This window comes from Vreelandella titanicae BH1, from assembly GCF_000336575.1.
GTDB classification, from domain to species: Bacteria; Pseudomonadota; Gammaproteobacteria; order Pseudomonadales; family Halomonadaceae; genus Vreelandella; species Vreelandella titanicae.
The window spans coordinates 501286-526367 of sequence record NZ_AOPO01000002.1 but is presented as its reverse complement, the minus strand read 5'-3'; the positions used below and the strand labels follow the sequence as shown (position 1 = coordinate 526367).

Annotated in this window: 20 protein-coding genes; 7 read left to right on the top strand and 13 right to left on the bottom strand. The window is 55.7% G+C overall.

Annotated features, from left to right (window positions below; genetic code table 11):
- Positions 1–38 precede the first annotated feature (38 nt).
- Positions 39–1448: an alanine/glycine:cation symporter family protein gene (locus HALTITAN_RS06990; RefSeq protein ID WP_022523519.1), complete on the bottom strand. Its 1410-nt coding sequence runs from the start codon at positions 1446–1448 to the stop codon at positions 39–41.
- 390 nt (positions 1449–1838) lie between these two features.
- Between HALTITAN_RS06990 and gcvH the strand changes: the two genes are divergently transcribed.
- Together gcvH and gcvP are read left to right on the top strand one after the other, a co-directional pair.
- Entirely contained in the window at positions 1839–2228 is a 390-nt protein-coding gene (gene gcvH / locus HALTITAN_RS06985) for a glycine cleavage system protein GcvH (protein WP_022523520.1), read from the top strand.
- A 103-nt stretch (positions 2229–2331) separates the two neighbouring features.
- Positions 2332–5226 (top strand): aminomethyl-transferring glycine dehydrogenase, encoded by a 2895-nt coding sequence (gene gcvP, locus HALTITAN_RS06980; RefSeq protein ID WP_039858462.1) that lies wholly within the window; start codon positions 2332–2334, stop codon positions 5224–5226.
- Positions 5227–5290: 64 nt separating this feature from the next.
- Here the strand turns inward: gcvP and HALTITAN_RS06975 are convergent, their stop codons facing one another.
- Positions 5291–6196 (bottom strand): LysR family transcriptional regulator, encoded by a 906-nt coding sequence (locus HALTITAN_RS06975; protein ID WP_009286662.1) that lies wholly within the window; start codon positions 6194–6196, stop codon positions 5291–5293.
- 218 nt (positions 6197–6414) lie between these two features.
- Here HALTITAN_RS06975 and ppnN point away from each other — a divergent pair, with 218 nt between their 5' ends.
- From ppnN to HALTITAN_RS06960, 3 genes are all read left to right on the top strand, one after another.
- The gene (ppnN, locus tag HALTITAN_RS06970; RefSeq protein ID WP_022523522.1) at positions 6415–7797 is read left to right on the top strand and encodes a nucleotide 5'-monophosphate nucleosidase PpnN; all 1383 of its coding nucleotides are present in this window, start codon (positions 6415–6417) and stop codon (positions 7795–7797) included.
- Positions 7798–8021: 224 nt separating this feature from the next.
- Entirely contained in the window at positions 8022–8756 is a 735-nt protein-coding gene (locus HALTITAN_RS06965; protein ID WP_233974000.1) for a sulfite exporter TauE/SafE family protein, read from the top strand.
- 134 nt (positions 8757–8890) lie between these two features.
- Complete coding sequence (locus HALTITAN_RS06960; RefSeq protein WP_022523524.1) at positions 8891–9091, top strand: hypothetical protein; 201 nt, start codon at positions 8891–8893, stop codon at positions 9089–9091.
- 117 nt (positions 9092–9208) lie between these two features.
- On the opposite strand, the gene HALTITAN_RS06955 is transcribed toward HALTITAN_RS06960, so the two are convergent.
- The 11 genes from HALTITAN_RS06955 to hemN form a co-directional block, all read right to left on the bottom strand.
- Positions 9209–10000 (bottom strand): DUF6694 family lipoprotein, encoded by a 792-nt coding sequence (locus HALTITAN_RS06955; RefSeq protein ID WP_411906402.1) that lies wholly within the window; start codon positions 9998–10000, stop codon positions 9209–9211.
- Positions 10001–10149: 149 nt separating this feature from the next.
- Positions 10150–11139 carry a GTP 3',8-cyclase MoaA gene (gene moaA / locus HALTITAN_RS06950; RefSeq protein WP_009286658.1) on the bottom strand — a complete coding sequence of 330 codons (990 nt, stop codon included), beginning with the start codon at positions 11137–11139 and terminating at the stop codon, positions 10150–10152.
- Positions 11136–11540 carry a putative zinc-binding protein gene (locus HALTITAN_RS06945; RefSeq protein ID WP_009286657.1) on the bottom strand — a complete coding sequence of 135 codons (405 nt, stop codon included), beginning with the start codon at positions 11538–11540 and terminating at the stop codon, positions 11136–11138. Before HALTITAN_RS06945 ends, moaA begins: the two co-directional genes overlap by 4 nt.
- A 52-nt stretch (positions 11541–11592) precedes the next feature.
- Positions 11593–12855: a molybdopterin molybdotransferase MoeA gene (locus HALTITAN_RS06940; protein ID WP_022523527.1), complete on the bottom strand. Its 1263-nt coding sequence runs from the start codon at positions 12853–12855 to the stop codon at positions 11593–11595.
- Positions 12852–13430 carry a molybdenum cofactor biosynthesis protein B gene (gene moaB / locus HALTITAN_RS06935; RefSeq protein WP_039858457.1) on the bottom strand — a complete coding sequence of 193 codons (579 nt, stop codon included), beginning with the start codon at positions 13428–13430 and terminating at the stop codon, positions 12852–12854. The genes HALTITAN_RS06940 and moaB overlap by 4 nt, the downstream gene beginning before the upstream one ends.
- 35 nt (positions 13431–13465) lie before the next feature.
- A complete protein-coding gene (locus tag HALTITAN_RS06930; RefSeq protein ID WP_039858454.1) occupies positions 13466–14287 on the bottom strand; it encodes a peptidylprolyl isomerase in 822 nt (273 codons plus the stop codon).
- Positions 14288–14327: 40 nt separating this feature from the next.
- Entirely contained in the window at positions 14328–15020 is a 693-nt protein-coding gene (gene narI, locus HALTITAN_RS06925) for a respiratory nitrate reductase subunit gamma (protein WP_039858452.1), read from the bottom strand.
- Between the two features lie 13 nt (positions 15021–15033).
- A complete protein-coding gene (gene narJ, locus HALTITAN_RS06920; protein ID WP_022523530.1) occupies positions 15034–15846 on the bottom strand; it encodes a nitrate reductase molybdenum cofactor assembly chaperone in 813 nt (270 codons plus the stop codon).
- A complete protein-coding gene (narH, locus tag HALTITAN_RS06915) occupies positions 15839–17401 on the bottom strand; it encodes a nitrate reductase subunit beta (RefSeq protein WP_009286654.1) in 1563 nt (520 codons plus the stop codon). Before narH ends, narJ begins: the two co-directional genes overlap by 8 nt.
- Positions 17398–21180, bottom strand: coding sequence for a nitrate reductase subunit alpha (locus tag HALTITAN_RS06910; protein WP_039858449.1), 3783 nt, complete (start codon positions 21178–21180; stop codon positions 17398–17400). Before HALTITAN_RS06910 ends, narH begins: the two co-directional genes overlap by 4 nt.
- A gap of 174 nt (positions 21181–21354) precedes the next feature.
- The gene (gene hemN, locus HALTITAN_RS06905) at positions 21355–22740 is read right to left on the bottom strand and encodes an oxygen-independent coproporphyrinogen III oxidase (protein ID WP_009286653.1); all 1386 of its coding nucleotides are present in this window, start codon (positions 22738–22740) and stop codon (positions 21355–21357) included.
- A 256-nt stretch (positions 22741–22996) separates the two neighbouring features.
- Here hemN and ubiU point away from each other — a divergent pair, with 256 nt between their 5' ends.
- Positions 22997–23992, top strand: coding sequence for a ubiquinone anaerobic biosynthesis protein UbiU (gene ubiU, locus HALTITAN_RS06900; protein WP_009286652.1), 996 nt, complete (start codon positions 22997–22999; stop codon positions 23990–23992).
- Positions 23993–24001: 9 nt separating this feature from the next.
- Positions 24002–24949: a U32 family peptidase gene (locus HALTITAN_RS06895; protein WP_009286651.1), complete on the top strand. Its 948-nt coding sequence runs from the start codon at positions 24002–24004 to the stop codon at positions 24947–24949.
- Positions 24950–25082 lie beyond the last annotated feature (133 nt).

The following is a 25082-nucleotide window of genomic DNA, read 5'->3' as shown; positions in this document are numbered from 1 at the left end:
CACGTTCACCTACAGCGCCGATGAACGCGCTGCGGGTATTATTGGTCGTGATCCAGTGCTTCACCCGGCAATACGTCTTTGCCGTCGAAATAGTCCTTGGTTAGCTTAAAGACTACCGGCGAAAGCAGTGCCAAGGCAATCAGGTTCGGGATCGCCATCATGGCGTTGAAGGTATCCGCCATGAGCCAGATAAAGCCCAGTTGAGCGATGGCGCCCAGCGGGATAGCCAGTACGAACAGCACCCGATAGATCATAATGGAGCGAGTGCCAAACAGGAACTGGCAGCACTTCTCACCGTAAAATGACCAGCCTAGGATGGTGGTAAAGGCAAAAATCGCCAACGCAATGGCGACGATCTGATTCCCAAAGCCAGGCAGTGCAGCGTCAAACGAAAGCGCGGTCAGCGACGCCCCCGCTTCACCTTCTTGCCAAACCGTTGAGGTCAAAATCACCAACGCGGTAATCGTGCACACAAGAATGGTATCGATAAAAGTGCCCAACATCGCGATTAAGCCTTGGCGCACTGGATTTTTGGTTTTGGCCGCCGCGTGCGCGATCGGCGCACTACCCAAACCCGCTTCGTTGGAGAAGATCCCGCGTGCCACACCAAAACGAATCGCCGCCATGACGGCGGCGCCCGCGAAACCACCTGCGGCCGCCATGGGGTTGAAGGCATAGTAGAAGATCAAACCAAAAGCTTCACCGATCTGCCCGGCATTGACGATCAATACCAACAAGCCAGCCACTACGTAGGCAATGCCCATAATCGGCACCAACTTGCCCGCCACTTTAGCAATACGCTTGATACCGCCCAGAATCACCGCGCCAGCCAGCACCATAATGACCACCCCCGTGAGCCAGTGCGGCACGCCGAAGGTGGCGTCCATGGCGTCAGCAACGGAGTTGGACTGAACGGTATTGCCGATCCCGAAGGCTGCGACAGCGCCAAAAAATGAGAACAGGCCGCCCAACCATAGCCACTTTTTACCCAGGCCATTCTTGATGTAAAACATCGGCCCGCCCACGTGGTAGCCAGTGCTATCGGTTTCACGATAGCGCACGGCCAGCACCGCTTCAGCAAATTTAGTGGCCATACCCACCAGTGCGGTAATCCACATCCAAAACACAGCGCCAGGGCCACCTAACGCAATGGCTGTGGCGACACCGGCAATATTACCGGTACCGATGGTCGCAGAGAGTGCGGTCATCAAGGCATTAAAAGGAGATATTTCCCCTTCGTCTCCCTCTTTGGCAGCTGCCGCTTTACCCACCCCAGGTTTCGCATCACGCCCCGCCCACATTAGCTTGAAGCCCATGCCGAGCTTTCTAATCGGCATCAGTTTCAAGCCAAGCTGCAGGTAGATCCCCACACCGAGTAGCAGAATCAACATGACGGGCCCCCAGACCACGCCGTTGATCGCCCCTAAGAGGCTAGTTAATGCTTCCATGTTCATCTCCTCGCTTTGTTGGTATGCAATATTGGTGTGTATTATTGGCTTGTTGCGATTACGGGCTAGTCCTAACGACGCTATTGTTGGTTAGCGCACGATTTGAATGTTTTACACCATAAACTTAGCTAGCATCTAGGGTGATGTCGCTTGTGCATAGAGGATACCGCTTTTTTCATAACCCGATCTTCTGCACAAACCCGGCGAAAAGTAGCTGAACCGATAACGCTACCAAGCAAGCTTTGAAGCAACGAAGAAATTTGTTTCCGATTGGAAACACGTTAACATGCTTGCTTATTCGCTCGATCTACCCCAGTCACTAGTCGCCAAGGCGAACGGCAACCGCTAGTATGCTCGGGCCCAGAAAACTGTTTCATATAGGAAAACACCATGAGCAATCTTCCTACCAATCTTCGTTACGCAGAAAGCCACGAGTGGGTGCTGGATAATAAGGACGGCACCGTGACCGTGGGTATAACTGATCACGCCCAGCAGGCGCTCGGCGATGTCGTGTTTGTTGAACTGCCTGAAGTGGGAACAGCGCTGAACAAAGGGCAAGAGTTTGGCGTTATCGAATCGGTAAAAGCTGCTTCTGATCTCTACTCACCGGTTGTTGGCGAAGTCATTGAGGTCAATGACGCTCTTGAAGACGCCCCTGAAACAGTCAATGAAGCGCCTTACGAAGGCGGCTGGATTATGAAAGTGCGTTTAGACAGCGACTCACTTGATGGCCTGCTCGACGCAGATGCCTATCAAGCAACGCTAAGCGCCGACGACTAAAGGCGGTAGCTGAATCATATATTAGGGCCTGCCTTTATCCTTTATGGCAGGCTCTTCGCTTAACGCCCTGCACGGTTCTCTCTTAACGTCCGGAATCTTCTTCATGTCTCTTGAAACACGCCGTCTGGCCGAGCTGGCCGATCACGATGCTTTTATCAAACGTCATAATGGTCCAAGTCAAGATGACGTGGCCACCATGTTAAAAGCGCTCAACATGCAGCACATGGAAGATCTGATTGAACAGACCGTGCCGAGCGATATCCGTCTTGGCCATGAGCTAGCGCTTGATGAACCGCGCAGCGAATCAGAGGCGCTAGAGTACCTAGCGCAGCTCGCGCGCCAGAACCGCGTGGCTAAGAGCTATATTGGCCAGGGCTATTACGGCACCCATATGCCCGCGGTGATTCAGCGCAACGTATTGGAAAACCCAGGCTGGTACACGGCCTACACCCCCTACCAGCCGGAGATTTCTCAAGGACGCCTGGAAGGCTTGCTTAACTTCCAGCAGGTGGTCATGGATTTAACCGGCATGGAGCTGGCTAATGCGTCGCTGCTCGACGAAGCCACCGCTGCCGCCGAAGCCATGGCGCTTTGTAAGCGTGGTAATAAGAAAAGCAAATCCAACGCTTTTTTCGTCGCCGACGATGTTTTCCCGCAAACGCTGGATGTCGTTAAAACCCGTGCCGAGTTCTTTGGCTTTGAGCTGATCACCGGCCCTGCAGAAGAGTTGGCCAGCCACGATGTGTTTGGAGCCCTGGTTCAGTACCCCTCTGCCAGTGGTGAAGTGCGCGATCTGGCACCGCTATTAAGCGCCGCGGCTGAGCGCAATATAATGACCTGCGTGGCCAGCGATCTTTTGAGTCTGGTGCTGCTTAAAGAACCCGGCCAGCTCGGCGCGGATATTGTGGTGGGCAACTCCCAACGCTTTGGCGTACCCATGGGCTTTGGTGGCCCTCACGCGGCGTTCTTTGCTACATCCGACAAGCTCAAGCGCTCGATTCCTGGGCGTATCATCGGCGTATCAAAAGATAGCCGTGGTAACACCGCCCTGCGCATGGCAATGCAGACCCGCGAGCAGCATATCCGCCGCGAGAAAGCGACGTCCAATATCTGTACCGCCCAGGCGCTTCTGGCCAACATCGCAGGCTTTTATGCCACCTATCACGGTGCAGAAGGGTTGCGCAAAATTGCCGGCCGCGTTCATCGCCTAGCCACCCTGCTTGCCGAAGGCCTTAAGCAGGCAGGCGTATCGCTCGCTCATGACAGCTGGTTTGATACGCTACGTCTGACAGGTGTTGATGCAGGTAAAATCCATGGCCGAGCCATGACCCATGATATTAATCTGCACTACTTCGGCAATGGCGATGTCGGTATTAGCCTGGATGAAACCACCACCGCCCACGATGTAGCCACATTGTTTGATGTGCTGCTGGGCGATGAGCACGGCCTTGCCGTTGCAGTATTGGACGAGCAAGTGGTAGCTAGCGGCGCTTCCGGCATTCCCACGGCATGCCAGCGCGAAAGCGACTTCTTGAGCCATCCCACCTTTAACCGCTACCGCAGCGAAACCGAAATGCTGCGCTACTTAAAGCGTCTGGAGAATAAGGATCTGTCGCTTGCCCATGCAATGATCCCGCTCGGCTCCTGCACCATGAAGCTCAACGCCACCAGCGAAATGATCCCCGTCTCCTGGCCCTCGTTTGCGCACCTTCACCCCTTTGCACCTCGCGACCAGGTGGCTGGCTATCATCAAATGATCGACGAGCTCTCGGCCTTCCTGGTCGAAGTCACCGGTTACGATCACCTCTCGATGCAGCCTAACTCCGGCGCTCAGGGTGAATATGCTGGCCTTGTGGCAATTCGTCGTTACCAAGCGGCCCAAGGCGAAGGTCATCGCGATGTCTGCTTGATTCCAAGCTCTGCCCACGGTACCAACCCTGCCTCGGCAGCCATGGTGCAAATGAAGGTGGTGGTGGTCGAGTGCGATCAAAACGGCAATATCGACATAGCGGATTTACGCGCTAAAACTGAACAGCATAGCGATAAGCTCTCCGCCATTATGCTGACCTACCCATCCACACACGGGGTGTTTGAAACCAGCGTACGCGAAGCGTGCAAGATCGTTCACGACAACGGTGGTCAGGTGTATATCGATGGCGCCAATATGAACGCCCAGGTAGGGTTAACCCGTCCTGGCGATTTTGGCGGCGATGTGTCTCACCTTAACCTGCACAAAACGTTCTGTATTCCCCACGGTGGCGGCGGCCCGGGCATGGGCCCTATCGGCGTGAAAGCCCACTTGGTGCCCTACGTTTCAAACCATGTGGTAACACCTATCAACGGCGTCAACACTGATAGCGGTGCAGTCTCCGCGGCTGCCTTCGGCAGTGCTTCCATTCTGCCCATTTCCTGGGCCTACATTAAGATGATGGGTGCCCGCGGGCTGCGGGAAGCTACCGAGCTTGCCATCCTAAACGCCAATTACATTGCCAAACGATTGGAAGCGGCATTCCCGATTCTATACCGCGGTCAGAACGGTACCGTTGCCCACGAATGCATAATCGATATTCGTCCGCTCAAAGCGGCCTCTGGGATTAGCGAGGAGGATATTGCCAAGCGTTTGATGGATTACGGTTTTCACGCACCAACCATGTCGTTCCCAGTGCCGGGCACGCTGATGATCGAGCCGACTGAGTCTGAGTCGCTGTATGAAATCGACCGTTTCTGCGATGCGATGATTGCCATTCGTGACGAGATCGCCCGAGTGGAGAGCGGCGAATGGCCGTTGGATAATAATCCGCTGGTCAATGCGCCACATACCCAGGCGGATCTAATGGATAGCGACTGGCAGCGGCCTTATGACCGCCAGTTGGCCGCCTTCCCGACCGCGGCTGTTCAAGCCGCTAAATACTGGCCCGCCGTTAACCGCGTCGATAACGTTTTCGGTGACCGTCAGTTAATCTGCTCCTGCCCTAGCATCGACGAATATCGCAACTAGCGGCAAAGCTGGCAAGATGTGAAGCGATAGCGCTCTAAGTAACGAAAACGCCCTTGGTGCCTAATCAATTAGACGGCATCAAGGGCGTTTTTTCTTGCAGACGCTGAGCGTGAAAACCGTCTAACAGCTTCGCGTAGCGCTTAGGCAGCACCGAGTCGCGGCGGCGCAGCAAATAGAGCACTTCATTGACCGCATTGGGCAGGTTCAACGCTTTTACCTGGCGCTGCCAAGGCGAAGTTTCCAATACCAATCGCGATACCACGCTAAAGCCCAATCCCCTGGCCACTGCATCCAGCACCATGCTGACTTCATTGGTAAAGCCTTGATGGCGGAAATGGGTCATTGAGCGAAACTCGTCGGGGTAATTGGCTCGCAGCAGTGCATTGGCATGGTTAATGCCGTCGTAATAATTGAGAAAGCCGATGCCCATTAAATCTGATAGCGTGCTGCCCGCAAAATCTGCAGGCACCACCAAGCAGAGCGGCTCTTCATGCCAAATGCTGCAGCTAAGCTCAGGGTGTCGCATTGCCTCGGTGACTATCCCGATGTCATAACGCCCTTCAAGCAGGTCATTGACGATTTCGTGGTTGAACGCAAAGCTATAGTTGACCGTTAAATTGGGGTGCATTTGCTGCTGCCCCAATATATACGGATAGAACATCAGGCCAACGCTACCCGGCGAGGCAATGCGGCAGTCACCGCTATCCAAAGAGTCATCGTCTAGCCCGTGACGGAACTGTTCATGCTCAGCAAATAACTTTAAAGCGTAATCGTAAGCACGCCGCCCCGATTCGGTTAATGTAAAGCTACGCCCCTTGCGCTCTAGCAGCTCTTTATTTAAATAGTCTTCTAACTTGCGTACATGCTGGCTTACGCCCGGCTGGGTCATTTCTAAACGTTGCGCCGTACGGGTAAAACTGCCTGTTTCAACAAGCGTAATAAAGGTACGAAAATAGTGGGCATTGAACATAGTGAAGCGCCATGGTCTTTGATAACGGTCTTTAGCAGCTCTCTTTGAGAACCCGCTTTAGGCAACAGTTTAGTAACTAACAAAAAACGCTATTGCCGCCGCCCTATAAAATAGACCTCATAATAGCACACCCCGGCGAGCCAGCCGCTGCGCTGTACCCACCGCTTGGGCGTGGTAATATGCCAAGAGACATCAAACGATTAGGGACAGCCCCGCTAATGACCGAAAACGTTCAACCTCGCGCCACTCTTTCCAGCATCATTTCCCCCGAGGGGAGCCTCGAAGTACTCTCTCAGCATGAAGTTAATCGACTGCATAAAACTTCTCAAAGCGGTCTACACGACCTTCTTCGGCGCTGTGCGTTGGCAGTACTCAATTGCGGTAATCCCAGCGACGATAGCCTGGCGATTTTAGAAGCCTATAAAGATTTCGATATTGAAGTGCTGCAGCAAGACCGCGGCATTCGCTTAAAGCTCACTAACGCCCCCGCCGAAGCCTTTGTAGATGGCCGCATGATTCGCGGTATCCGCGAGCATCTATCCTCGATCATTCGCGACATCGTTTACGTCTACAATGAGATTCAGCACCACAATCGTTTTGACCTGAGTACGGGAGAAGGCACCACCAATGCGGTCTTCCATATTCTGCGCAAAGCGGGCACGCTCAAACCCGGCCGCGACCCTAGCCTGGTGGTGTGCTGGGGCGGTCACTCTATCTCCCGGGAAGAGTACGAATATACCAAAGATGTGGGCTATCACTTGGGTCTGCGCGATTTAGATATTTGTACCGGCTGTGGCCCTGGCGCAATGAAAGGCCCCATGAAAGGCGCGAACGTTGCCCATGCCAAGCAGCGGCGTAAAGAAGGCCGCTATTTGGGTGTTTCAGAGCCCGGCATTATCGCTGCCGAAGCGCCTAACCCCATCGTCAATGAACTGGTTGTCATGCCAGACATTGAAAAACGCTTGGAAGCCTTTGTGCGCCTGGGCCATGGCATTATTGTGTTTCCTGGCGGGGTGGGCACCGCAGAAGAGATTCTCTATCTGCTGGGCATTCTGCTGCACCCCAGCAACCAGGATATTCCTTTTCCGTTAATTTTCACTGGCCCTGCTGATTCTGCGGCCTACTTTCAGAAAATTGATGAATTTCTGGTCTATACCCTCGGTGAGGATATCCGCCGTTACTACACCATCATTACCGGCGATCCGGTCTCGGTTGCACGCACCATGCGCCACGGCATCGATGAGATCGCTGAATTCCGGCGCACCCATCAGGATGCTTTCTACTACAACTGGCGATTGACCATTGCGCGCGACTTCCAGGCAACCTTTGAACCGACACACGACGCCATGCGTGGCTTAGCGCTCCACCGCCAGCAGCCTACCCATGAGCTCGCTGCTAATCTGCGCCGCGCTTTCTCGGGGATCGTCGCAGGCAACGTCAAAGAGGCTGGCATTCGAGCCATTGAAGCTCATGGCCCCTTTGTACTGACCGCAGAGCCCGAACTAATGCAACGCCTTGACGAGCTACTCACCTCTTTTGTAGCCCAAGGGCGCATGAAACTCGACGGCCAGCACTATGTGCCCTGCTATGTGCTGAAATAACAGCGTTTAGGCTCTGCCTGAAAACTGGCTGCGCTCGACCATACGGCGTTAAAAATCGGCTCAAAGTACTCATTTACACAACGTAAACTCCGTCTTTTCGCCGATTTTTGCCTTGTCTGGCCTTCGCTCGCCGACTTTTCAGACAAAACCTAATCCTGAAGAAAATCAATACGCACAGCTGCCGGTTGCGTGGCGGCTGTGCGCTAAAAAGGGCCGGTAACCTTATGCTGTTAATTGCGTTTATAGCGCTACTCGTTGCAGGTATCGTCAAAGGCGCCATCGGTTCAGGTGTCCCGGTTATTGTCGTACCCATTCTCACCATGCTGTACGACGTTCAACTCGCTATCGCTCTATTAGTCGCGCCTAACCTATTTAGTAATGCTTTACAGGTATGGCAATATCGACGCCACCTACTACCCTTGCGCTTCTTGGCAGCTTTCTCCATTGCTGGCGGGCTAGGCATCGTTCTGGGCACTTGGGGATTAGTCGTTTTATCTCCCGAAATACTGTCACTGGGTGTCGCGGGTGTGATCGTGCTTTACCTGATCATCAAAGTGATGAAACGTCGTATCGCCCTGCCTTTTAATATCGCTGCGCGACTAGTGATCCCTATTGGCCTACTCGCTGGCGTGCTTCAAGGCGCTGCAGGCATGTCGGCGCCAGCCTCGGTTACGTTTCTCAATGCGATGCAGTTGAAACGAAGCGTATTTATTGGCTCCATCTCGGTCTTCTTCGTCGCTATTACCAGTGTTCAAATACCGGCGCTTTTAAACGCGGGCATTTTAACTCTGGAACGCTTTTTGTTTAGTATTCTTGCCCTTGTGGTGATACTCGCCGCCATGCCCCTAGGCGCCCGCCTGGGCAATCGGCTGCCCCACCGCTGGTTTGATAATTTGGTTATGCTGTTGCTGGCAAGTATCGCCGGTAAAATTTTTATCGATACGCTGATGGCTGGCTAGCCCACGGAAAACCTTTTCTACGCTTTTTTTCTCACTTCAGCTAAGCAGTGTTGAGAACCAAGTCAGGTAAAAGCGGCCAGAATAGCTACACTGAGTGAGCATTACCTCACTATTGACCTTGAAAGGAACTCAACATGTCGATGATTAATCAGCTAAAAGATGTCAAAACCAAAGATTTCGCCAAGCACTGCTATGAAAGCAGCAGCGTCGATAAACTACGAGAGGCGTCGGCAGGCAGCGCCGATCAGTCAGAAATGGAGCATTGGGGGTTAACCGAAGGGCAGTGGGAAGAGGCAATTGTTGCCGCCCTCGCCGACCATGAAGCCAAAGAGTAAGTAACCCCGTTTGGCGAAAAGATAATTGGTAGAAATGTTTGCGCCCTATCGGATAACCGCTAGGGCGCTGTGGTTTTTGCACCGTTTACCCCACAAAGAGCTTAGTCCACACGAGACTCACTCCAAACGGGAGAAAGCAATGCCACCATACTCCTTCTGCAGTTGCTCAAGCCTGGCCAGTTCGTGTTCCGTTAGCTCAGGGGAGTCCCATAATGGCTGCTCATCAAGCCCTTTCAACCCTTGCAAGGTGACCGTCAGCTCTGCATCGCTGGGTATTTGAGCATTCCCCCATGGGCCAAAGCGGTTAGGCGCAAGGCTCCACTCCAGTGTTTCACCAGGCTCAATGCCACCAGGAACAACGTAGTAAAACGTTTCGTCTACCCAAGCTGCTGAGTGATCAGGGCTCGTCACCACGCCCCTCAACAGAAGCTCAGAAATGGCCTGATCCGTGTCATTGGTCACTGTAAGATCAATCACAGGTTCCGGAGCGCCATAAGGGCTTGAGCCAATGTAATAGCGAGCACTGTCAATGGTAAACCGCGCTAACTGCTGCTGATCACTGGTGGCTTTTGCACGCTTCTCTTCCAGCCGCTTTAAGGTGCGAATAGCCTGTTCGCGTTCGCGTGCCCGACGCTCGCGCAGAATTTGATCGGCACGCTGAATCACCTGATCCCCCGTTAACCCATGCATTTGCACATTGGCAGTTTCGGCAATCTCGGCGGCATTCATGCGGTGGGGGTTGAGAATATCGATACCACTAAACGACGTCGACGTGGCGATAATGATCAAGCCTTGATCAAACTCATCGCGCTTGTAGGTGGGCAAGGAGTTACGCACTTTCTCAACCGAGACAACCGACGCAGGCATGGAGCTAGTATCAATTTTGGGATCTGAGCAACCAGCTATCATGAGTACTGATAGTGATATTGCAGACAGCCTTAGCAGGCTCCACATACAATCACCTCAACGCAACCAAAAATAAAAAATTGTCGAGGAGCTTAACGGAAAGCGCTATTCACCACTAGCCCCTGCTAGCTTTGAACGCTGACCGAATCGTATTACCCGCCTGTTGCATTCATAAACCTCACTATTTGAACTTCACCATCCGTCGTAAAGTGATGGCGCTCAGGTTTTTTCTTCATTGCCGCCACAATGCTCGATTTAAGCCGCTGGGTATCACCCGGATAACGTCGCATTACGGCGCGTAAATCTACCGAGTGCTCATTGCCCAAGCAAAGGAGTAGTCGCCCTTCAGCCGTCACCCGAACACGATTACAGGCAGCGCAGAAATTGTGGCTATGGGGAGAAATAAAGCCAATCCTCGACTGGCTGTCTACCATGCGGTAATAACGGGATGGCCCTAGGGTGGTCTCGGTGGTGGGTAAGAGTTGATAGTGGTTTTCTATGGTCTCGCGTACCGCATCGGTGGAAAGAAAGGTTTCACCACGGTTATGCTCGCTGATAGCGCCCAGCGGCATCTCCTCAATAAAGCTTATATCGACTTGTTCATCCCGGGCAAAGTTAACCAAGTCGATAATTTCGTCGTCATTGCGCCCCTTGAGCAATACGGCGTTGAGCTTAATCGACTGAAAGCCAGCGCGGCGCGCTGCACGGATACCCGCGATCACCTGATCAAGATCCCCCGTCCGGGTTAATGCTTTAAAGCGTTCGGGCTTGAGCGAGTCGAGGCTAATATTGAGCCGATGTAGCCCGCCTTGCCGCAAAGCATTGGCATGCTTGACCAACCCTGAGCCGTTGGTGGTCATCGCCAGCTCGCGCAGACCTTCCAATGCACCGAGTTTTTGCACTAGCGTGAGTACGCCCTGGCGTACCAGCGGCTCACCGCCAGTTAGACGGATTTTCTCCACACCCAGCTCGACAAATGCCTGTGAAAGCGCGGCTATCTCCTCAAGGGTAAGCAGTTGGGCGCGTGGCAGAAAGGTCATTTCCTCAGCCATGCAGTACACACAGCGAAAATCACAACGATCAGTTACCGATATACGCAGGTAACGCACCGTACGGCCATACCCATCGACTAGCGCACTCATTCCATGGGTTCCTCTTGGGTATTGGCATTAACGGGCAGCCGTGCAATGAGTTCTTTTACTTCTGCGGTGACGTCGATGATTGTTTGCTCATCATAAAACTGGCCCCGCCGCTTGCGCAGGCCGTTTTCATATAGCTTTACGTGCTCTGTGGGTATCACATCCGCTTTGGCGAGACAGTGGCTGGCGCAGTGCATCTGGCACCCGTCAATGGCTACAATAGGGCGCCCTGAGCGGGCAATGCGCACCAGACCGGGCACACCACCGCCCACACCAGCAATGCAGGACATTTCTGCCTCTCCTGCATGGTCAAGACGCAGGGCAACGCTATTGGCAAGTTGCGCCACATCAGAGCAGCCGGAGCAGGCATAAATCAGTGTGCGGGGTTTGTGTTGTGAAGACATACCCTCTCCTATGAAAAAAAACGAGGTCAGTGGCCACGATAGGAAAAGCTGTTCAAGCGGCGAACTGATTGATGGGGTAATAGTGATAGGTGGCCCCTTCAGTTACCTCCGTGGCGGGGTTAATCATTAAATAACCATGGGCCTGGCTAGCCGCGCTGAGCATATGTGAGCCCTGCCCGCCCGCTAGCTGCGCCACGGGAGCCCCCTGTGACCAATCCATCACCACCCGTAGTAGCTCGCAGCGCCCCTGGGGGCCACGCTGAGAAAAGCCCGCTTTTACCGGATAACGCTGTAGAGCCGCTACGGCTCTACCTTGCATGGCATGGATAAACGGCAGCGCCAGCAGCTGCCAGCCCACCAGGGAGGCCACAGGATTACCCGGCAGCGCCATTAACGGTGTGGAAGAGGCAGGCTCCGCGCCCAGATAACCGAACGCAAAGGGCTTCCCTGGCTTCATGGCGACACCATGAAAATGTAAGCCACCGCGCTGCTCGATCACTGGGCGTACATGATCCTCCTCGCCTACCGAAACGCCCCCGGTGCACATCACCACATCCGCAACGGTTTGTGCGTGCTCAAAGGCCTGATGCAATGACTGCGGTGAATCAGCGATGATGCCCAAATCCAGCACGTCGCACTGAGCTTGCGCTAGCAGTACGTTAAGCATGGCGCGGTTGCTGTCGTATACCTGTCCCGGTGATCGCACTGTACCTGGGGCAATCAGCTCATCGCCGGTGGAAAGCAGCGCCACCCTCAGACGCCGTTTGACAGTCACGGCATTGATTCCATGGCTTGCCAGCAGCGCAATCGACGCGGCATCAAGAAGCTTACCCGCAGCGAGCAGCGGGGTGCCTATGCGAGTCTCCTCGCCTTGGCGACGAATGTTAGCGCCTAGCACCAAGCTACCCTCGAGGTGTATATGCCCGCGCGGATCAAGAGTCACCCGCTCTTGAGGCACCACAATATCTGCCCCCATGGGCACCGGCGCGCCGGTAAAAATACGCGCGCAGCCTCCTTCCGGTAGCAGCATGACGCCTGCGCCAGCTGGTACGCGTTGGAGAATGGGTAAGCCTGCGCCGCGAGGTGCCGCTTGGTAATCAGCCAGACACAGCGCGTAACCATCCATAGCGCTATTGTCCACGCCCGGCATATCGAGAGGAGCGACCAGCGTTTCTGCCAGCACTCGCCCTGTCGATTGTTCTAGGGTGATGGTTTCTACTGCATTAATGGGCGTGGCTGCGTCGATAAGCCGTTGGCGCGCATCAAACAGATCTAACAAGCCGGGCGTGACTATTTCTGCGCAGTGACAGTTCATAAGCGCTCCACCTCATTGGAAGAAGTCGCTGTGTGACGTCCACTACACGGGGTCGCTGAAGGCATCACCATGGCGGCGAAGTTGCAGGGCCGAGTGCGGGAGTCCAGCTGCAAAGCAATAATCCTGTCCCACGCCAAGGCACACGCTTTGGGCGAACCGGGCATCGCAAATATCATCGTTCGGTTGGCCACCCCCGCTACGGCGCGAGACTGGATCGTCGCTGTGCCGATTGTTTTCAGGGAGTAGTGGCGGAACAGCTCGCCATACCCCTCAATCGCTTTGTCGAACAGCGGTATCAACGCCTCGGGAGTGGTATCCCGGGCGGTAAAGCCAGTGCCGCCATTAACCAGAATCGCGTGGACATCCGTTCGAGCAATCCACTCCGAGACCACGGCACGAACCTGGTAGATATCATCAGAAACGATGCGCCTCTCGACCAGGATATGGCCGCTTTCGCTCAGATGTTCAACCAGCAGGTCACCGCTACCATCCTCGTCGAAACCACGGGTATCGGAAACCGTTAGCACCGCGATGCCGAGCGGAGTGAAAAGAGCATCTACAGGAACATGGGACATCAAGCCTCTCCTATTAGCTTTGCTATTGCTTCAAGCTATTGCATCAAGCTGCCGCCAGCATCGTCATCCAGAACAATCCCTTCGACGCCTATTTCGCTCTCTAACGCCAGCAAATAGTGACGCAGCGCACGTCGAGTTGCCTGTTCCCGTAGGCTATGGCGCACCCGGTCAATCACTTGATCGAAAGGTAACGCCCTACCGTCTCGCCGCTCGTCAATACTCACCACATGCCAACCATAGCGAGACGCCAAGGGGCGCTCGTGTAGACCTTCGGGTAAGTGCTGCAAAGCGCGATCCAACTCCGGAACAGTCTGCCCTGGCACCAGCCAGCCCAAATCACCATCCAGCTCTTTTGAAGGGCACGCGGAGTGGTGTTGAGCAAATTCGGCAAACCGTTCGGGTATCTGCTTAAGCTGTTCGAGTAGCTTTTCACCAAGCTGGTAAGCGTCGTCGCGACCCTGGGAGTCATCGGGTGCGGCCGCGAGCAGGATATGCCGAACGCGTAACTGCACTGGTTCGCTGAAGCGCTCGCGGTGGGTCTCAAAAAAGCGCTGGCAATCTGTTTCCCCCGGTTCCGGCACCTCAAGCTCCTGTTCGAGCAAGGCAGCAATCGCCGCATCTTCCTGTGCTTCGTTAGTTTCCTGCCTCGACAGTAGGCCCAGGACGTTGGCTCGCTGGCGCAGCAGTTCCCTGACCACCAGGGCGCGGGCCGCCTGAAGCTGGGCCTCCCCCGACGTTTCGGCGGGGTGGTACTGCATCTCCAACGCAATCGTTGCTTCATCGATAGGGGTGTCACCGACACGTACCGGAGGCGCAGCGACGCCCCCAGGTAGCTGTTCGATATCAATCATCTGCATGTTATTTCTCCTCTAGGCCTGGCCGAGCACAAGCCAGTTTTTAGCCACGACGGCGGACAAGCTGATAGCGCCGGGTTACATAGCCGAACGGCGCGCTCCACACATGCACCAGCCGCGAAAACGGGAACAGCAGGATGATGGTTAAGCCGATAAAGATATGCAGTTTGTAGATCCATGACACTTCCTGCATGTAGTCCGCCGCACCGCCGCTGAAGAAGACAATCGACTGCGCCCAGCTGGAGAGTGTCAGCATCATCTCGCCGTCCATATGGCCCAACGAGAAGATGATGGTCACCATACCCAGGCACGCCTGTAAGACGATCAAGCCCAGGATCAAGGTATCCATCATGCTCGACGACGCCTTTACGCGTGGGTTGGCCAAGCGGCGATAGAGCAACATGGCGCCGCCCACCACGCACATGGCACCGGCAATACCGCCCACCACGATAGCCACTAGCTGTTTAGTACCGGCGTGCAGGAACGGTTCATAGACCCAGTGCGGTGTGAGCATGCCCACCAGATGGCCGAAGAAAATCACGATAATACCGATATGAAACAGGTTGCTGCCCAGGCGCATATTCTTTGAAGAGAGCATCTGGCTAGAACCGGTCTTCCAGGTGTACTGACCATGATCAAAACGGAGCAGGCTGCCAAGCAGAAACACCGTGCCCGCGAGATAGGGGTAGTAACCGTAGATCAGATGGGTTAAGTAATGCGCAATCGCGTCATACATGGTGATTCTCCTATTAACGATCGGCGGAAGGAGCGGAAGAGGCATTTAAAGACGGAGCAGGCATAATGCGTACCGGCTGGCTCTGAACGGTGTGTTTGCGCTCGGCCAAGCGGCGGCCTTCGGCAGACTGCAGCGCGCAGTCTTCGTCAGAGGTTGCCGAGAAACGCACCGCTTCTTCTTCCCATACGGCGTCCAAGGCTTCGGGGGTGTTATCAGGCGCTTCTTTTTTGACCTGGGGCCGATGCTCTTCGACATCGCCCTCGGCCCCAATTAACGCCAAGAGTGATAGCGGCACCAGGGCGTGATCCGCTCCGCGCTCCTCCAGCCGCGCGGTGAGCAGCGCCAGGATATGACGTATTTCGCCCAACCAACGGCCGATCTCGGCGTCGTCGCACATCGAAAGGTATTCAAGAAATACCGGTATATGGTCCGGCAGCTCCCGGGCATCCAGTTCGAAACCGGCCGCGCTATATTCGGCCATAAGATCGACCATGGCCTGACCACGATCGCGGGATTCACCGTGAACGTGCTCGAATAGCAGCAGCGACGTAGCCCGCCCCTTATCGAACATGGCGACGTACTCGGCCTGCAGCTCAAGCAGGTCGCCCTCTTGGAGACGCTGACACCACTCCATTAGCGACGATTTGAGAGCCGCCCCCAGGCGGCGTTCGGCATTGAGAATTTCGATGAGCTCGCCGCTGGCATCCTGCAGTTCCTGGGTCGGGTAATCGAGCAGGCGGGCCAGTACGCGTAGGCTACGCATACCCTGTAGCGGTTCGAACGACGGCTCTACCGGGGTCGGCGATTGGGTAGCGGCTTCAGTCATGACGAGACTCCTCAAGTTGTGGCTGTGGGTCGAAGACCTCTACCGGTTTTACCAAAACGCTGGTCTGCTTACGGCCGTTAAATAGGTTGGGCTGGCTCTCACCGTGGCAACCATCACCAAAGGTAAAGCCACATCCACCCCGCTCGGGGAAGGCTTCGGTTGCCATCTCACGATGGCTGGTGGGGATCACGAAACGATCCTCGTAGTTGGCAATGGCCAGGTAGCGGTACATTTCTTCCACCTGGGCTACGCTCAGACCTACGGCGTCGAGCACCTCGGCATTAGGGGCGCCATCCACGTGCTTGCCGCGCATGTAGACACGCATCGCCATCAAGCGCTTGAGTGCCAATACCACGGGCTCCTCTTCACCGGCTGTCAACAGGTTAGCCAGGTACTTCACCGGGATACGCAGTGATTCGATCTTGGGCAGGATGCCATCGAACTCTACATGCCCCGCCTCAGCGGCGGACTGAATCGGCGACAGCGGCGGCACGTACCACACCATCGGCAGCGTGCGGTATTCCGGGTGCAGCGGCAGCGCCAATCCCCAGTCGATAGCCATCTTGTAAACCGGTGAGGCCTGGGCGGCTTTGATGACGTTATCCTGGATGCCATCCCGCTTGGCCTGGGCAATCACTTCCGGATCGTTGGGATCTAGGAAAATCTCGCACTGGCGGTGGTAGAGATCACGCTCGTCAGGGGAGCTTGCCACTTCCTCGATCCGATCAGCGTCATACAGCAGCACGCCGAGATAGCGAATGCGGCCCACACAGGTCTCGGAGCAGATGGTCGGCTGACCGGCCTCGATACGCGGGTAGCAGAAAATACACTTCTCGGACTTACCGCTTTTCCAGTTGTAGTAGATCTTCTTGTAGGGGCAGCCGGAGATACACATACGCCAGCCACGGCACTTGTCCTGGTCGATTAGAACGATACCGTCCTCTTCCCGCTTGTAGATCGCACCACTGGGGCAAGCCGCTACACAGGTTGGGTTCAAGCAGTGCTCGCACAGGCGCGGCAGATACATCATGAAGGTGTTTTCGAACTGGCCGTAAATATCTGCCTGCACCTTGTCGAAGTTGGCGTCTTTGCGCCGCTTGGCGAACTCGGTGCCAAGAATCTCTTCCCAGTTCGGGCCCCATTCGATCTTTTTCATACGCTGACCGGAAATCAGCGAGCGCGGACGCGCCACCGGCTGGTGCTCACCGATCTTGGCGGTATGCAGGTGTTGGTAGTCGAAAGTGAACGGCTCATAGTAGTCATCCATCTCGGGCAGGTCGGGGTTGGCGAAAATGTTCGCCAGCACCCGCCATTTGCCACCAATACGCGGTTCAATCCGACCATCGTTACGGCGCATCCAGCCGCCCTTCCACTTGGCCTGGTTCTCCCACTCTTTGGGATAGCCGATACCGGGCTTGGTCTCGACATTGTTGAACCAGGCGTACTCCATACCTTCGCGACTGGTCCAGACATTTTTGCAGGTCACTGAACAGGTGTGGCAACCAATACACTTATCAAGGTTGAGAACCATGCCTACCTGGGAACGAATTTTCATTTCACGGCCTCCTGAACGCTGTCATTGCCTTCACCATCCAGCCAGTCAACGTGTTTCATCTTGCGCACTAACACGAACTCATCGCGATTTGAGCCGACGGTGCCGTAGTAATTAAAACTGTAAGAGAGCTGCGCGTAGCCGCCGATCATATGGGTTGGCTTGGGGCAGACACGGGTGACCGAGTTGTGAATACCGCCCCGCGTACCGGTGACCTCAGAGCCAGGGACGTTCACGTTGCGCTCCTGGGCGTGGTACATCATCACCATGCCCGCCTTGACCCGCTGGCTGACCACTGCCCGCGCGGCAATCGAGCCGTTGGCGTTGTAGACCTCGATCCAGTCGTTGTCCTCGATATCGATCTCAGCCGCGTCCGCCTCGGAGAGCCACACCACCGGGCCGCCTCGGTTAAGCGTCAACATCAGCAGGTTGTCCGAGTAAGTGGAGTGGATGCCCCACTTCTGGTGCGGCGTGAGAAAGTTCAGCGCCTTGCTCTTGAAGCCGTTGTCGGCGGGAAGCTGGAAGCCTTTGGCCGCCTTGGTATCGATGGGCGGACGATAGACCAGCAGGCTTTCGCCGAAAGCGCGCATCCAGGCGTGATCCTGATAGAACTGCTGACGGCCACTCACGGTGCGCCAGGGAATCAGCTCGTGAACGTTGGTGTAGCCGGCGTTATAGGAGACATGTTCATCCTCGAGGCCGGACCAGGTCGGGCTGGAGATAATCTTACGCGGCTGGGCGACGACATCGCGAAAGCGGATTTTTTCGTCATGTTTGGGCCTTGCCAGGTGGGTATGGTCACGCCCGGTAATTTTGGAGAGTGCATCCCACGCTTTTACTGCCACGGCGCCGTTGGTTTCCGGTGCCAGGGTCAGAATCATCTCGGCAGCATCAATAGCGCTGTCGATCAACGGCCGCCCTTTATGCGGGCCATCCAGTTTGCGATGGTTGAGTTTTCCCAGCAGCTCGACTTCAGCATCGGTATTCCAGGCGATGCCCTTGCCGCCGTTACCGATGCTTTCCAGCAGCGGCCCAACAGAAGTGAAGCGCTCATAGGTTTCGGGATAGTTGCGCTTAACCTCAATCAGCGATGGCATGGTCTTGCCGGGAATCGGCGCGCATTCGCCCTTCTTCCAATCCATCACCGCCGGTTGGGCCAACTCTCCTGGCGAGTCGTGCTGCATCGGCAGAGTGACCAGGTCGGTCTCTTCGCCTAGGTGGCCTACACACACCTTGGAGAAAGCCTTGGCAATGCCCTTGTAAATATCCCAGTCGCTGCGCGATTCCCAGGCCGGGTCGGTGGCGGCAGTCAACGGGTGAATAAAGGGGTGCATGTCAGAAGTGTTAAGGTCGTCCTTCTCATACCAGGTCGCCGTAGGCAGCACGATATCCGAGTAGAGGCAGGTGGTGGACATGCGGAAATCCAGCGTCACCAGCAGGTCGAGCTTGCCTTCCGGCGCCTCGTCACGCCATACGACTTCTTCGGGCTTCTGGCCGCCGAAGTCACCCAGGTCTTTACCCTGAATACCGTGGCGAGTACCCAGCAGGTACTTGAGCATGTACTCATGGCCCTTACCGGAGCTACCCAGCAGGTTGGAGCGCCAGATGAACATATTACGCGGGAAGTTCTCTGGCGCATCCGGGTCTTCCGCTGCAAATCGCAGTTCACCGCTCTTGAGCTGCTGAACAGCATAGTCGGCTGTCGACATACCCGCGGCTTCGGCTTTTTTCGCCAGGCGTAGCGGGTTAGTGTCCAGTTGTGGTGCTGACGGCAACCAGCCCATGCGCTCAGCACGCACGTTAAAGTCAATCAGGCTACCGGGGTAATCCTCGGCCTTGGCCAACGGCGAAAGAATTTCTTTAATCTCAAGCTTCTCGTAGCGCCACTGGGAGGAGTGACTATAGAAGAAGGAAGTAGAGTTCATATGGCGCGGCGGGCGCTGCCAGTCGAGGCCAAAGGCCAAAGGCGTCCAGCCAGTCTGCGGACGCAGTTTTTCCTGACCAACATAGTGGGCCCAACCGCCACCGCTCTGACCGATACAACCACACATGACCAGCATGTTAATCAGGCCGCGGTAGTTCATGTCCATGTGGTACCAGTGGTTCATACCGGCACCAACGATGATCATGCTACGGCCGTTGGTTTTATTGGCATTATCGGCAAATTCACGGGCAATGCGGGTGCACTGCTCTGCTGGGACACCGGTAATTTTCTCCTGCCACGCGGGGGTATAGGGACGAATCTGATCAAACGAGGTCGCGCCATCATCTTCGCCGTCGCCGACAAAACCACGGTCGATACCATAATTGGCACACATCAGATCAAAAACGGTGACCGCCAGCATTTCGCTGCCATCGGCTCTCTTCAAGCGTTTGGCGGGCAAATTGTGGAACAGCAGGTCGTCAGCAGCACCAACACCGGCCCCTTTTACGTGCTCAAAGTGCTCGTGCTCAATGCCACCAAAGTAAGGAAACGCTACGCGCGCAACGCTATCGTGGTGGTTGACCAAACTGAGTAACGGCTTGATTTCAGTGCCTGCGGCGTCCAGCGATTCCAGGTTCCACTTGCCCACTTCGTCGCCGGTTTCGCCCCAGCGGAAACCGATGGAACCGCGTGGCACCACCAGCTGGTCACGGGTTTCATCCCAGGCAACGGTTTTCCACTCGGGATTGTTTTCCTGGCCCAGGGCAGCATCAAAATCACTGGCACGCAGTTGGCGGCCCGGTGCGAAGCTGCCATCTTCACGCACTTCCAGTTCCACCAGGAACGGCATGTCGGTATAGCGCCGCACATAGTCAGTGAAGTAAGCACTCGGGTTATCGAGGTGGAACTCTTTGAGGATGACATGGCCCATGGCCATCGCCAGGGCGGCATCGGTGCCCTGCTTGGCGGAGAGCCATTCGTCGGTGAGTTTGGAAACCTCGGCATAATCCGGGGTGATCGAAACCGTCTTGGTGCCCTTGTAACGTACTTCGGTAAAGAAGTGGGCATCCGGGGTACGCGTCTGGGGCACGTTGGAGCCCCAGGCAATAATGTAGCCGGAGTTGTACCAGTCAGCGGACTCAGGTACGTCGGTCTGCTCGCCCCAGGTCATCGGTGACGCCGGCGGCAAATCGCAGTACCAGTCGTAGAAGCTCATGCAGACGCCACCAATCAGCGAGAGGTAGCGACTACCTGCGGCGTAACTGACCATGGACATGGCAGGAATCGGCGAGAAGCCGAGAATACGGTCGGGGCCGTACTGCTTGGCGGTGTAAACGTTAGAAGCAGCGACCAGCTCGTTGAGCTCGTCCCAGTTACCGCGAACGAAGCCGCCCATGCCGCGAGCACGCTTGTACTGTTTGGTCTTGGCGGGGTCTTCGACAATAGACGCCCAGGCGTCGACCGGATCTGGGTTAGCCTTGAGCGCTTCGCGCCATAGCGCCAGCAACGGCTTGCGGATCAACGGGTACTTGAGGCGGTTAGCGCTGTACAGATACCAGGAGTAGCTGGCGCCGCGGGGGCAGCCACGCGGCTCATGGTTAGGCAGGTCGGGACGGGTACGGGGGTAGTCAGTCTGCTGGGTTTCCCAGGTAACTAAACCGTTCTTAACGTAGATCTTCCAGCTACAGGAGCCGGTGCAGTTCACCCCGTGGGTGCTGCGTACTACTTTGTCGTGCTGCCAGCGGGCACGATAACTATCTTCCCACTGGCGGGATTCGCTGCGTAGCTCACCGTGTTCGTTGGCAAAAGGCTCGCGGGACTTGCGGAAGAAATTCAGCCGATCTATGAAGTGACTCATGGTCGATCTCCAGGCTCCTCGGAAATTTGCATACCCGACAGTGCGGGTTCCATGGAGTGGATTCTGCGTGATCGACAAGCGAATTACTGCGTGATTACCTCCATATACACCCTGCCTACCCCCAAGGTGATAGAGCGGCCAACGTAAAGGAATAGACGGTTGGCACTGTTGAAATTACACCGTGCGCGAATAACGGTTTTCCGTTGGTTTCAGGTAGGCGTCGAACGCCATGGCCAGGTTGCGGATCATCAACCTCCCTGAAGGCAGCACCTCGATTTCATGGTCGCGCAAAGCAATTAACCCGTCGTCCGCCATCTCTTCGAGGCTCGCCAAGGCACTCGCGAAGTAGCTGCGAAAATCGACATTGTGCCGGGCTTCAATAGCGGAAAATTCAAGTCGGCCGTGACACATCAGGGTATTAATGACATCGCGGCGCAGGCGGTCGTCATCGCTAAGGCGATAGCCACGGAAGACCGGTAAACGCCCTTCATCCAAACGATGCTGATACTGGGCAGTTTCCTTGACGTTTTGGCTGTAGGTATCGCCCACCTTGCCAATCGAAGTAATGCCCAGCCCAATCATGTCGCAGTCGGCGTGGGTAGAGTAGCCCTGAAAATTGCGCTGCAGAGTGCCATTTTCACGGGCCAGGCTCAGCTCGTCATTCGGAAGGGCGAAGTGATCCATGCCGATGTAGACATATCCTGCAGACGTCAGGCGGTTAATCGTAAGCTCCAGCAGCTCCAGCTTGCGCTCGGGTGGCGGCATGTCTTCGGGGCGAATTAGCCGCTGAGCTTTAAACAGTTCGGGCAGATGGGCGTAGCTATAAGCGGCAATGCGATCCGGTTGCAGGTCAATAATCTTGGTTAGCGTCGTATCGAAACTCGCCACTGTCTGCAGCGGTAAACCGTAGATCAGGTCAACGCTGACCGATTCAAACCCCGCCTCGCGGGCAGCCTTGACCAGGGATACCACCTGCTCTTCGCTCTGGACGCGATTGACAGCTTGCTGCACGTCGTGATCGAAATCCTGCACACCGAAGCTCAACCGATTGAAGCCCAGCGCGTAGAGCTCGTACACCTGTTCGGGTGTCACGGTGCGAGGGTCTACCTCCAGCGAGAATTCACGCTCTTCAGGTGCGGCGAAGTGAAAGGCTTCGTCCAGCGCCGCCATCAGTTCGCGTAGCTGGGCATTGCTTAAGTAGGTTGGGGTGCCGCCGCCCAGATGCAGTTGGGTCATTTGGCGGGTGGTATCGAACAGCGCTCCCTGAACACGTATCTCCTGTTTTAACCACTGGAGGTATTCGGCAGCTCGCTCGGTATTATGAGTAATGATTTTGTTGCAGGCGCAGTAGTAGCAAAGGCTTTTGCAGAACGGGATATGCACATAGACCGAAAGCGGCTTGGGTACTGCGACCCGATTACTGCGCTCGGCGGCGCTACGGTAATCATCCTCGGCAAACGCGGCATGAAACTGGGGCGCAGTGGGATAAGAAGTGTACCGCGGGCCTGGGCGGTCATATTTCTCTACCAGGGGACGATTGAAGAGCAGTTTATCTTGCATGATTGGAATAGGTCTCTGAGGAGTAGGTCTCTGAAAAGGGGCTCTAAAAGAGGTCTCTGAAATGGAACTCTGGAAGTGGGTGCAGCAAGCATTGGTTAATATTCATACAATATACGTTTTAAAAACTGCCTGCATCCAGCTTGCCTCCTCTGCAGCGTTATCCTCTTTTGAAAGCCACCCCGATATGACCTGTGTCAAAAGCCGACAAAAAATAGGTGACTAAAATGCTCGGACTTTCCCCGCAAGGAGTCTCGCTATGGAGCTTGTATGTCCCGCTGGCAACCTGCCCGCCCTAAAGCGCGCTGTAGATGAAGGTGCCGACGCCATCTATTTTGGCTTCCAGAACATCACCAACGCACGGCAATTCGCCGGGCTAAACTTTACCGACAAACGTGCCCGCGAGGGGATCGATTACGCCCACCGACATGGCAAACGCGTTTTTTGCGCCATTAATACCTATCCCCAGCCCGATGGCTGGGAACACTGGACTCGGGCCGTGGATCAGGCCGCCGAACTGGGCGTGGATGCGCTGATTCTCGCCGATATGGGACTGCTCGACTACGCGACTCGCCATCACCCCGAGATCTCGCGGCACCTTTCAGTGCAGGGTTCGGCGACCAGCCATGAAGCGCTACGCTTTTACCACCAGCATTTCGGCATCAAGCGCGCCGTACTTCCACGGGTGCTGTCAATCACTCAGGTACGCGACCTGGCCAAGCAAACACCGGTAGAACTGGAGGTGTTCGCTTTCGGCAGCCTGTGCATCATGGCCGAAGGACGCTGCTATCTCTCCTCCTACCTGACCGGCGAATCGCCCAATACCCGGGGCGTCTGCTCGCCAGCGGCTCATGTCCGCTGGGAAGAAACGCCTGAGGGCTTAGAGTCACGCCTTAACAATGTTCTTATCGACCGCTACGCCGAAGGCGAGCGCGCAGGCTACCCCACCCTATGCAAGGGTCGCTTCGAGGTAACGGGCGAGACCTATCACGCCATTGAGGAACCCACCAGCCTCAATACTCTGGAGCTATTGCCGGAACTACGCGACCTGGGTATTAGCGCCGTCAAAATTGAAGGTCGTCAGCGCAGCCCCGCCTATGTCTCTAAAGTGGCCGGGATCTGGCGTCAGGCGCTCAACCGCCTAGAGGCTCAGCCTGAGCGCTTTGATCCAGAACCCGCCTGGATGGCAGGCCTTGCCGAGCTTTCCGAAGGTGCCATCACTACCCTAGGCGCCTACGAGCGCCGCTGGAAATAGGAGCCTACTATGCCGAACACTACACCTCCCCTATCACCGACCTTATCAACCGGCCCTCTGCAACTCTCCCTCGGGCCGGTGCTTTTTTACTGGACTCGGCAACGCTACGCCGACTTCTACCGCGAGGCGGCCGACTGGCCGGTAGAGATTATAACCCTGGGCGAAACCGTCTGCTCGCGGCGCCGCGATATGAAACTGGACGACTGGCTAGGCATTGGGCGCGAGCTCACCCAGGCGGGCAAGCAGGTGGTACTCGCCAGCCAGACCTTGATCGAGTCCGAAGCCGACTTGCGTGACTTGCGCAAGCTGTGTGACAACGGTGATTTTATCGTCGAGGCCAATGACCAAAGTGCCCTGCAGCGCCTCTCCAGTGCCGGACTGCCGTTTATCGCCGGTGCTGCGCTCAACCTCTACAACCCGGCGACACTGGGCGTTATGGCCCGTGCCGGCATGCGGCGTTGGCAAGCCCCGGTGGAAATGTCACAGCAAGACTTAGCCAAGCTTATTAACGATTGCCACCAGGCAGGCGTTCCCCACCCATGCGAAGTATTCGCCTACGGGCATCTCCCCTTGGCCTGGTCGTCACGCTGTTTTACCGCCCGGCGTCACCAAACACCCAAAGACCGCTGCAAGTTCGTCTGCCAAAAATACCCCGAAGGCTTGGTGCTACGTTCACAAGAGTCCCGGGATGTTTTTACCCTGAACGGTATTCAAACCCTTTCCAGCGCCTGCCAGGATCTGCGCCATGAACTGACGTGCATGGCGGATATGGGGGTATCAGTGGCGCGTCTCAGCCCACGGGCGGAAGGCATGGCCGAGGTGGTCACGGCTTTCGACCAGGCCCGCCACGGCAGGTTAGCTACGCCCGATCCTTTGGCGCTGGTGGATGCTGAAATCTGCGACGGTTACTGGTATGGCCGACCGGGTATGGATAACACCCGCACGATGATTGGCTAAAGCCATAGCCTAGGCGCCACCACGCCTTACTATTTTTCCCCACCATTTTTGACCTGGATCATTTATTGCAAAATCCTGAACGCTTACCCTTCAACACCACATATAGTATTTATTTTTATTAAATCTAGCATAT

What these genes read in the sequence shown, in the direction of transcription:
- HALTITAN_RS06990 (WP_022523519.1), bottom strand. Translation starts at nt 1,448, where the DNA reads ATGGAAGCATTAACTAGCCTCTTAGGGGCGATCAACGGCGTGGTCTGG.
- gcvH (WP_022523520.1), top strand. Translation starts at nt 1,839, where the DNA reads ATGAGCAATCTTCCTACCAATCTTCGTTACGCAGAAAGCCACGAGTGG.
- gcvP (WP_039858462.1), top strand. Translation starts at nt 2,332, where the DNA reads ATGTCTCTTGAAACACGCCGTCTGGCCGAGCTGGCCGATCACGATGCT.
- HALTITAN_RS06975 (WP_009286662.1), bottom strand. Translation starts at nt 6,196, where the DNA reads ATGTTCAATGCCCACTATTTTCGTACCTTTATTACGCTTGTTGAAACA.
- ppnN (WP_022523522.1), top strand. Translation starts at nt 6,415, where the DNA reads ATGACCGAAAACGTTCAACCTCGCGCCACTCTTTCCAGCATCATTTCC.
- HALTITAN_RS06965 (WP_233974000.1), top strand. Translation starts at nt 8,022, where the DNA reads ATGCTGTTAATTGCGTTTATAGCGCTACTCGTTGCAGGTATCGTCAAA.
- HALTITAN_RS06960 (WP_022523524.1), top strand. Translation starts at nt 8,891, where the DNA reads ATGTCGATGATTAATCAGCTAAAAGATGTCAAAACCAAAGATTTCGCC.
- HALTITAN_RS06955 (WP_411906402.1), bottom strand. Translation starts at nt 10,000, where the DNA reads ATGATAGCTGGTTGCTCAGATCCCAAAATTGATACTAGCTCCATGCCT.
- moaA (WP_009286658.1), bottom strand. Translation starts at nt 11,139, where the DNA reads ATGAGTGCGCTAGTCGATGGGTATGGCCGTACGGTGCGTTACCTGCGT.
- HALTITAN_RS06945 (WP_009286657.1), bottom strand. Translation starts at nt 11,540, where the DNA reads ATGTCTTCACAACACAAACCCCGCACACTGATTTATGCCTGCTCCGGC.
- HALTITAN_RS06940 (WP_022523527.1), bottom strand. Translation starts at nt 12,855, where the DNA reads ATGAACTGTCACTGCGCAGAAATAGTCACGCCCGGCTTGTTAGATCTG.
- moaB (WP_039858457.1), bottom strand. Translation starts at nt 13,430, where the DNA reads ATGTCCCATGTTCCTGTAGATGCTCTTTTCACTCCGCTCGGCATCGCG.
- HALTITAN_RS06930 (WP_039858454.1), bottom strand. Translation starts at nt 14,287, where the DNA reads ATGCAGATGATTGATATCGAACAGCTACCTGGGGGCGTCGCTGCGCCT.
- narI (WP_039858452.1), bottom strand. Translation starts at nt 15,020, where the DNA reads ATGTATGACGCGATTGCGCATTACTTAACCCATCTGATCTACGGTTAC.
- narJ (WP_022523530.1), bottom strand. Translation starts at nt 15,846, where the DNA reads ATGACTGAAGCCGCTACCCAATCGCCGACCCCGGTAGAGCCGTCGTTC.
- narH (WP_009286654.1), bottom strand. Translation starts at nt 17,401, where the DNA reads ATGAAAATTCGTTCCCAGGTAGGCATGGTTCTCAACCTTGATAAGTGT.
- HALTITAN_RS06910 (WP_039858449.1), bottom strand. Translation starts at nt 21,180, where the DNA reads ATGAGTCACTTCATAGATCGGCTGAATTTCTTCCGCAAGTCCCGCGAG.
- hemN (WP_009286653.1), bottom strand. Translation starts at nt 22,740, where the DNA reads ATGCAAGATAAACTGCTCTTCAATCGTCCCCTGGTAGAGAAATATGAC.
- ubiU (WP_009286652.1), top strand. Translation starts at nt 22,997, where the DNA reads ATGGAGCTTGTATGTCCCGCTGGCAACCTGCCCGCCCTAAAGCGCGCT.
- HALTITAN_RS06895 (WP_009286651.1), top strand. Translation starts at nt 24,002, where the DNA reads ATGCCGAACACTACACCTCCCCTATCACCGACCTTATCAACCGGCCCT.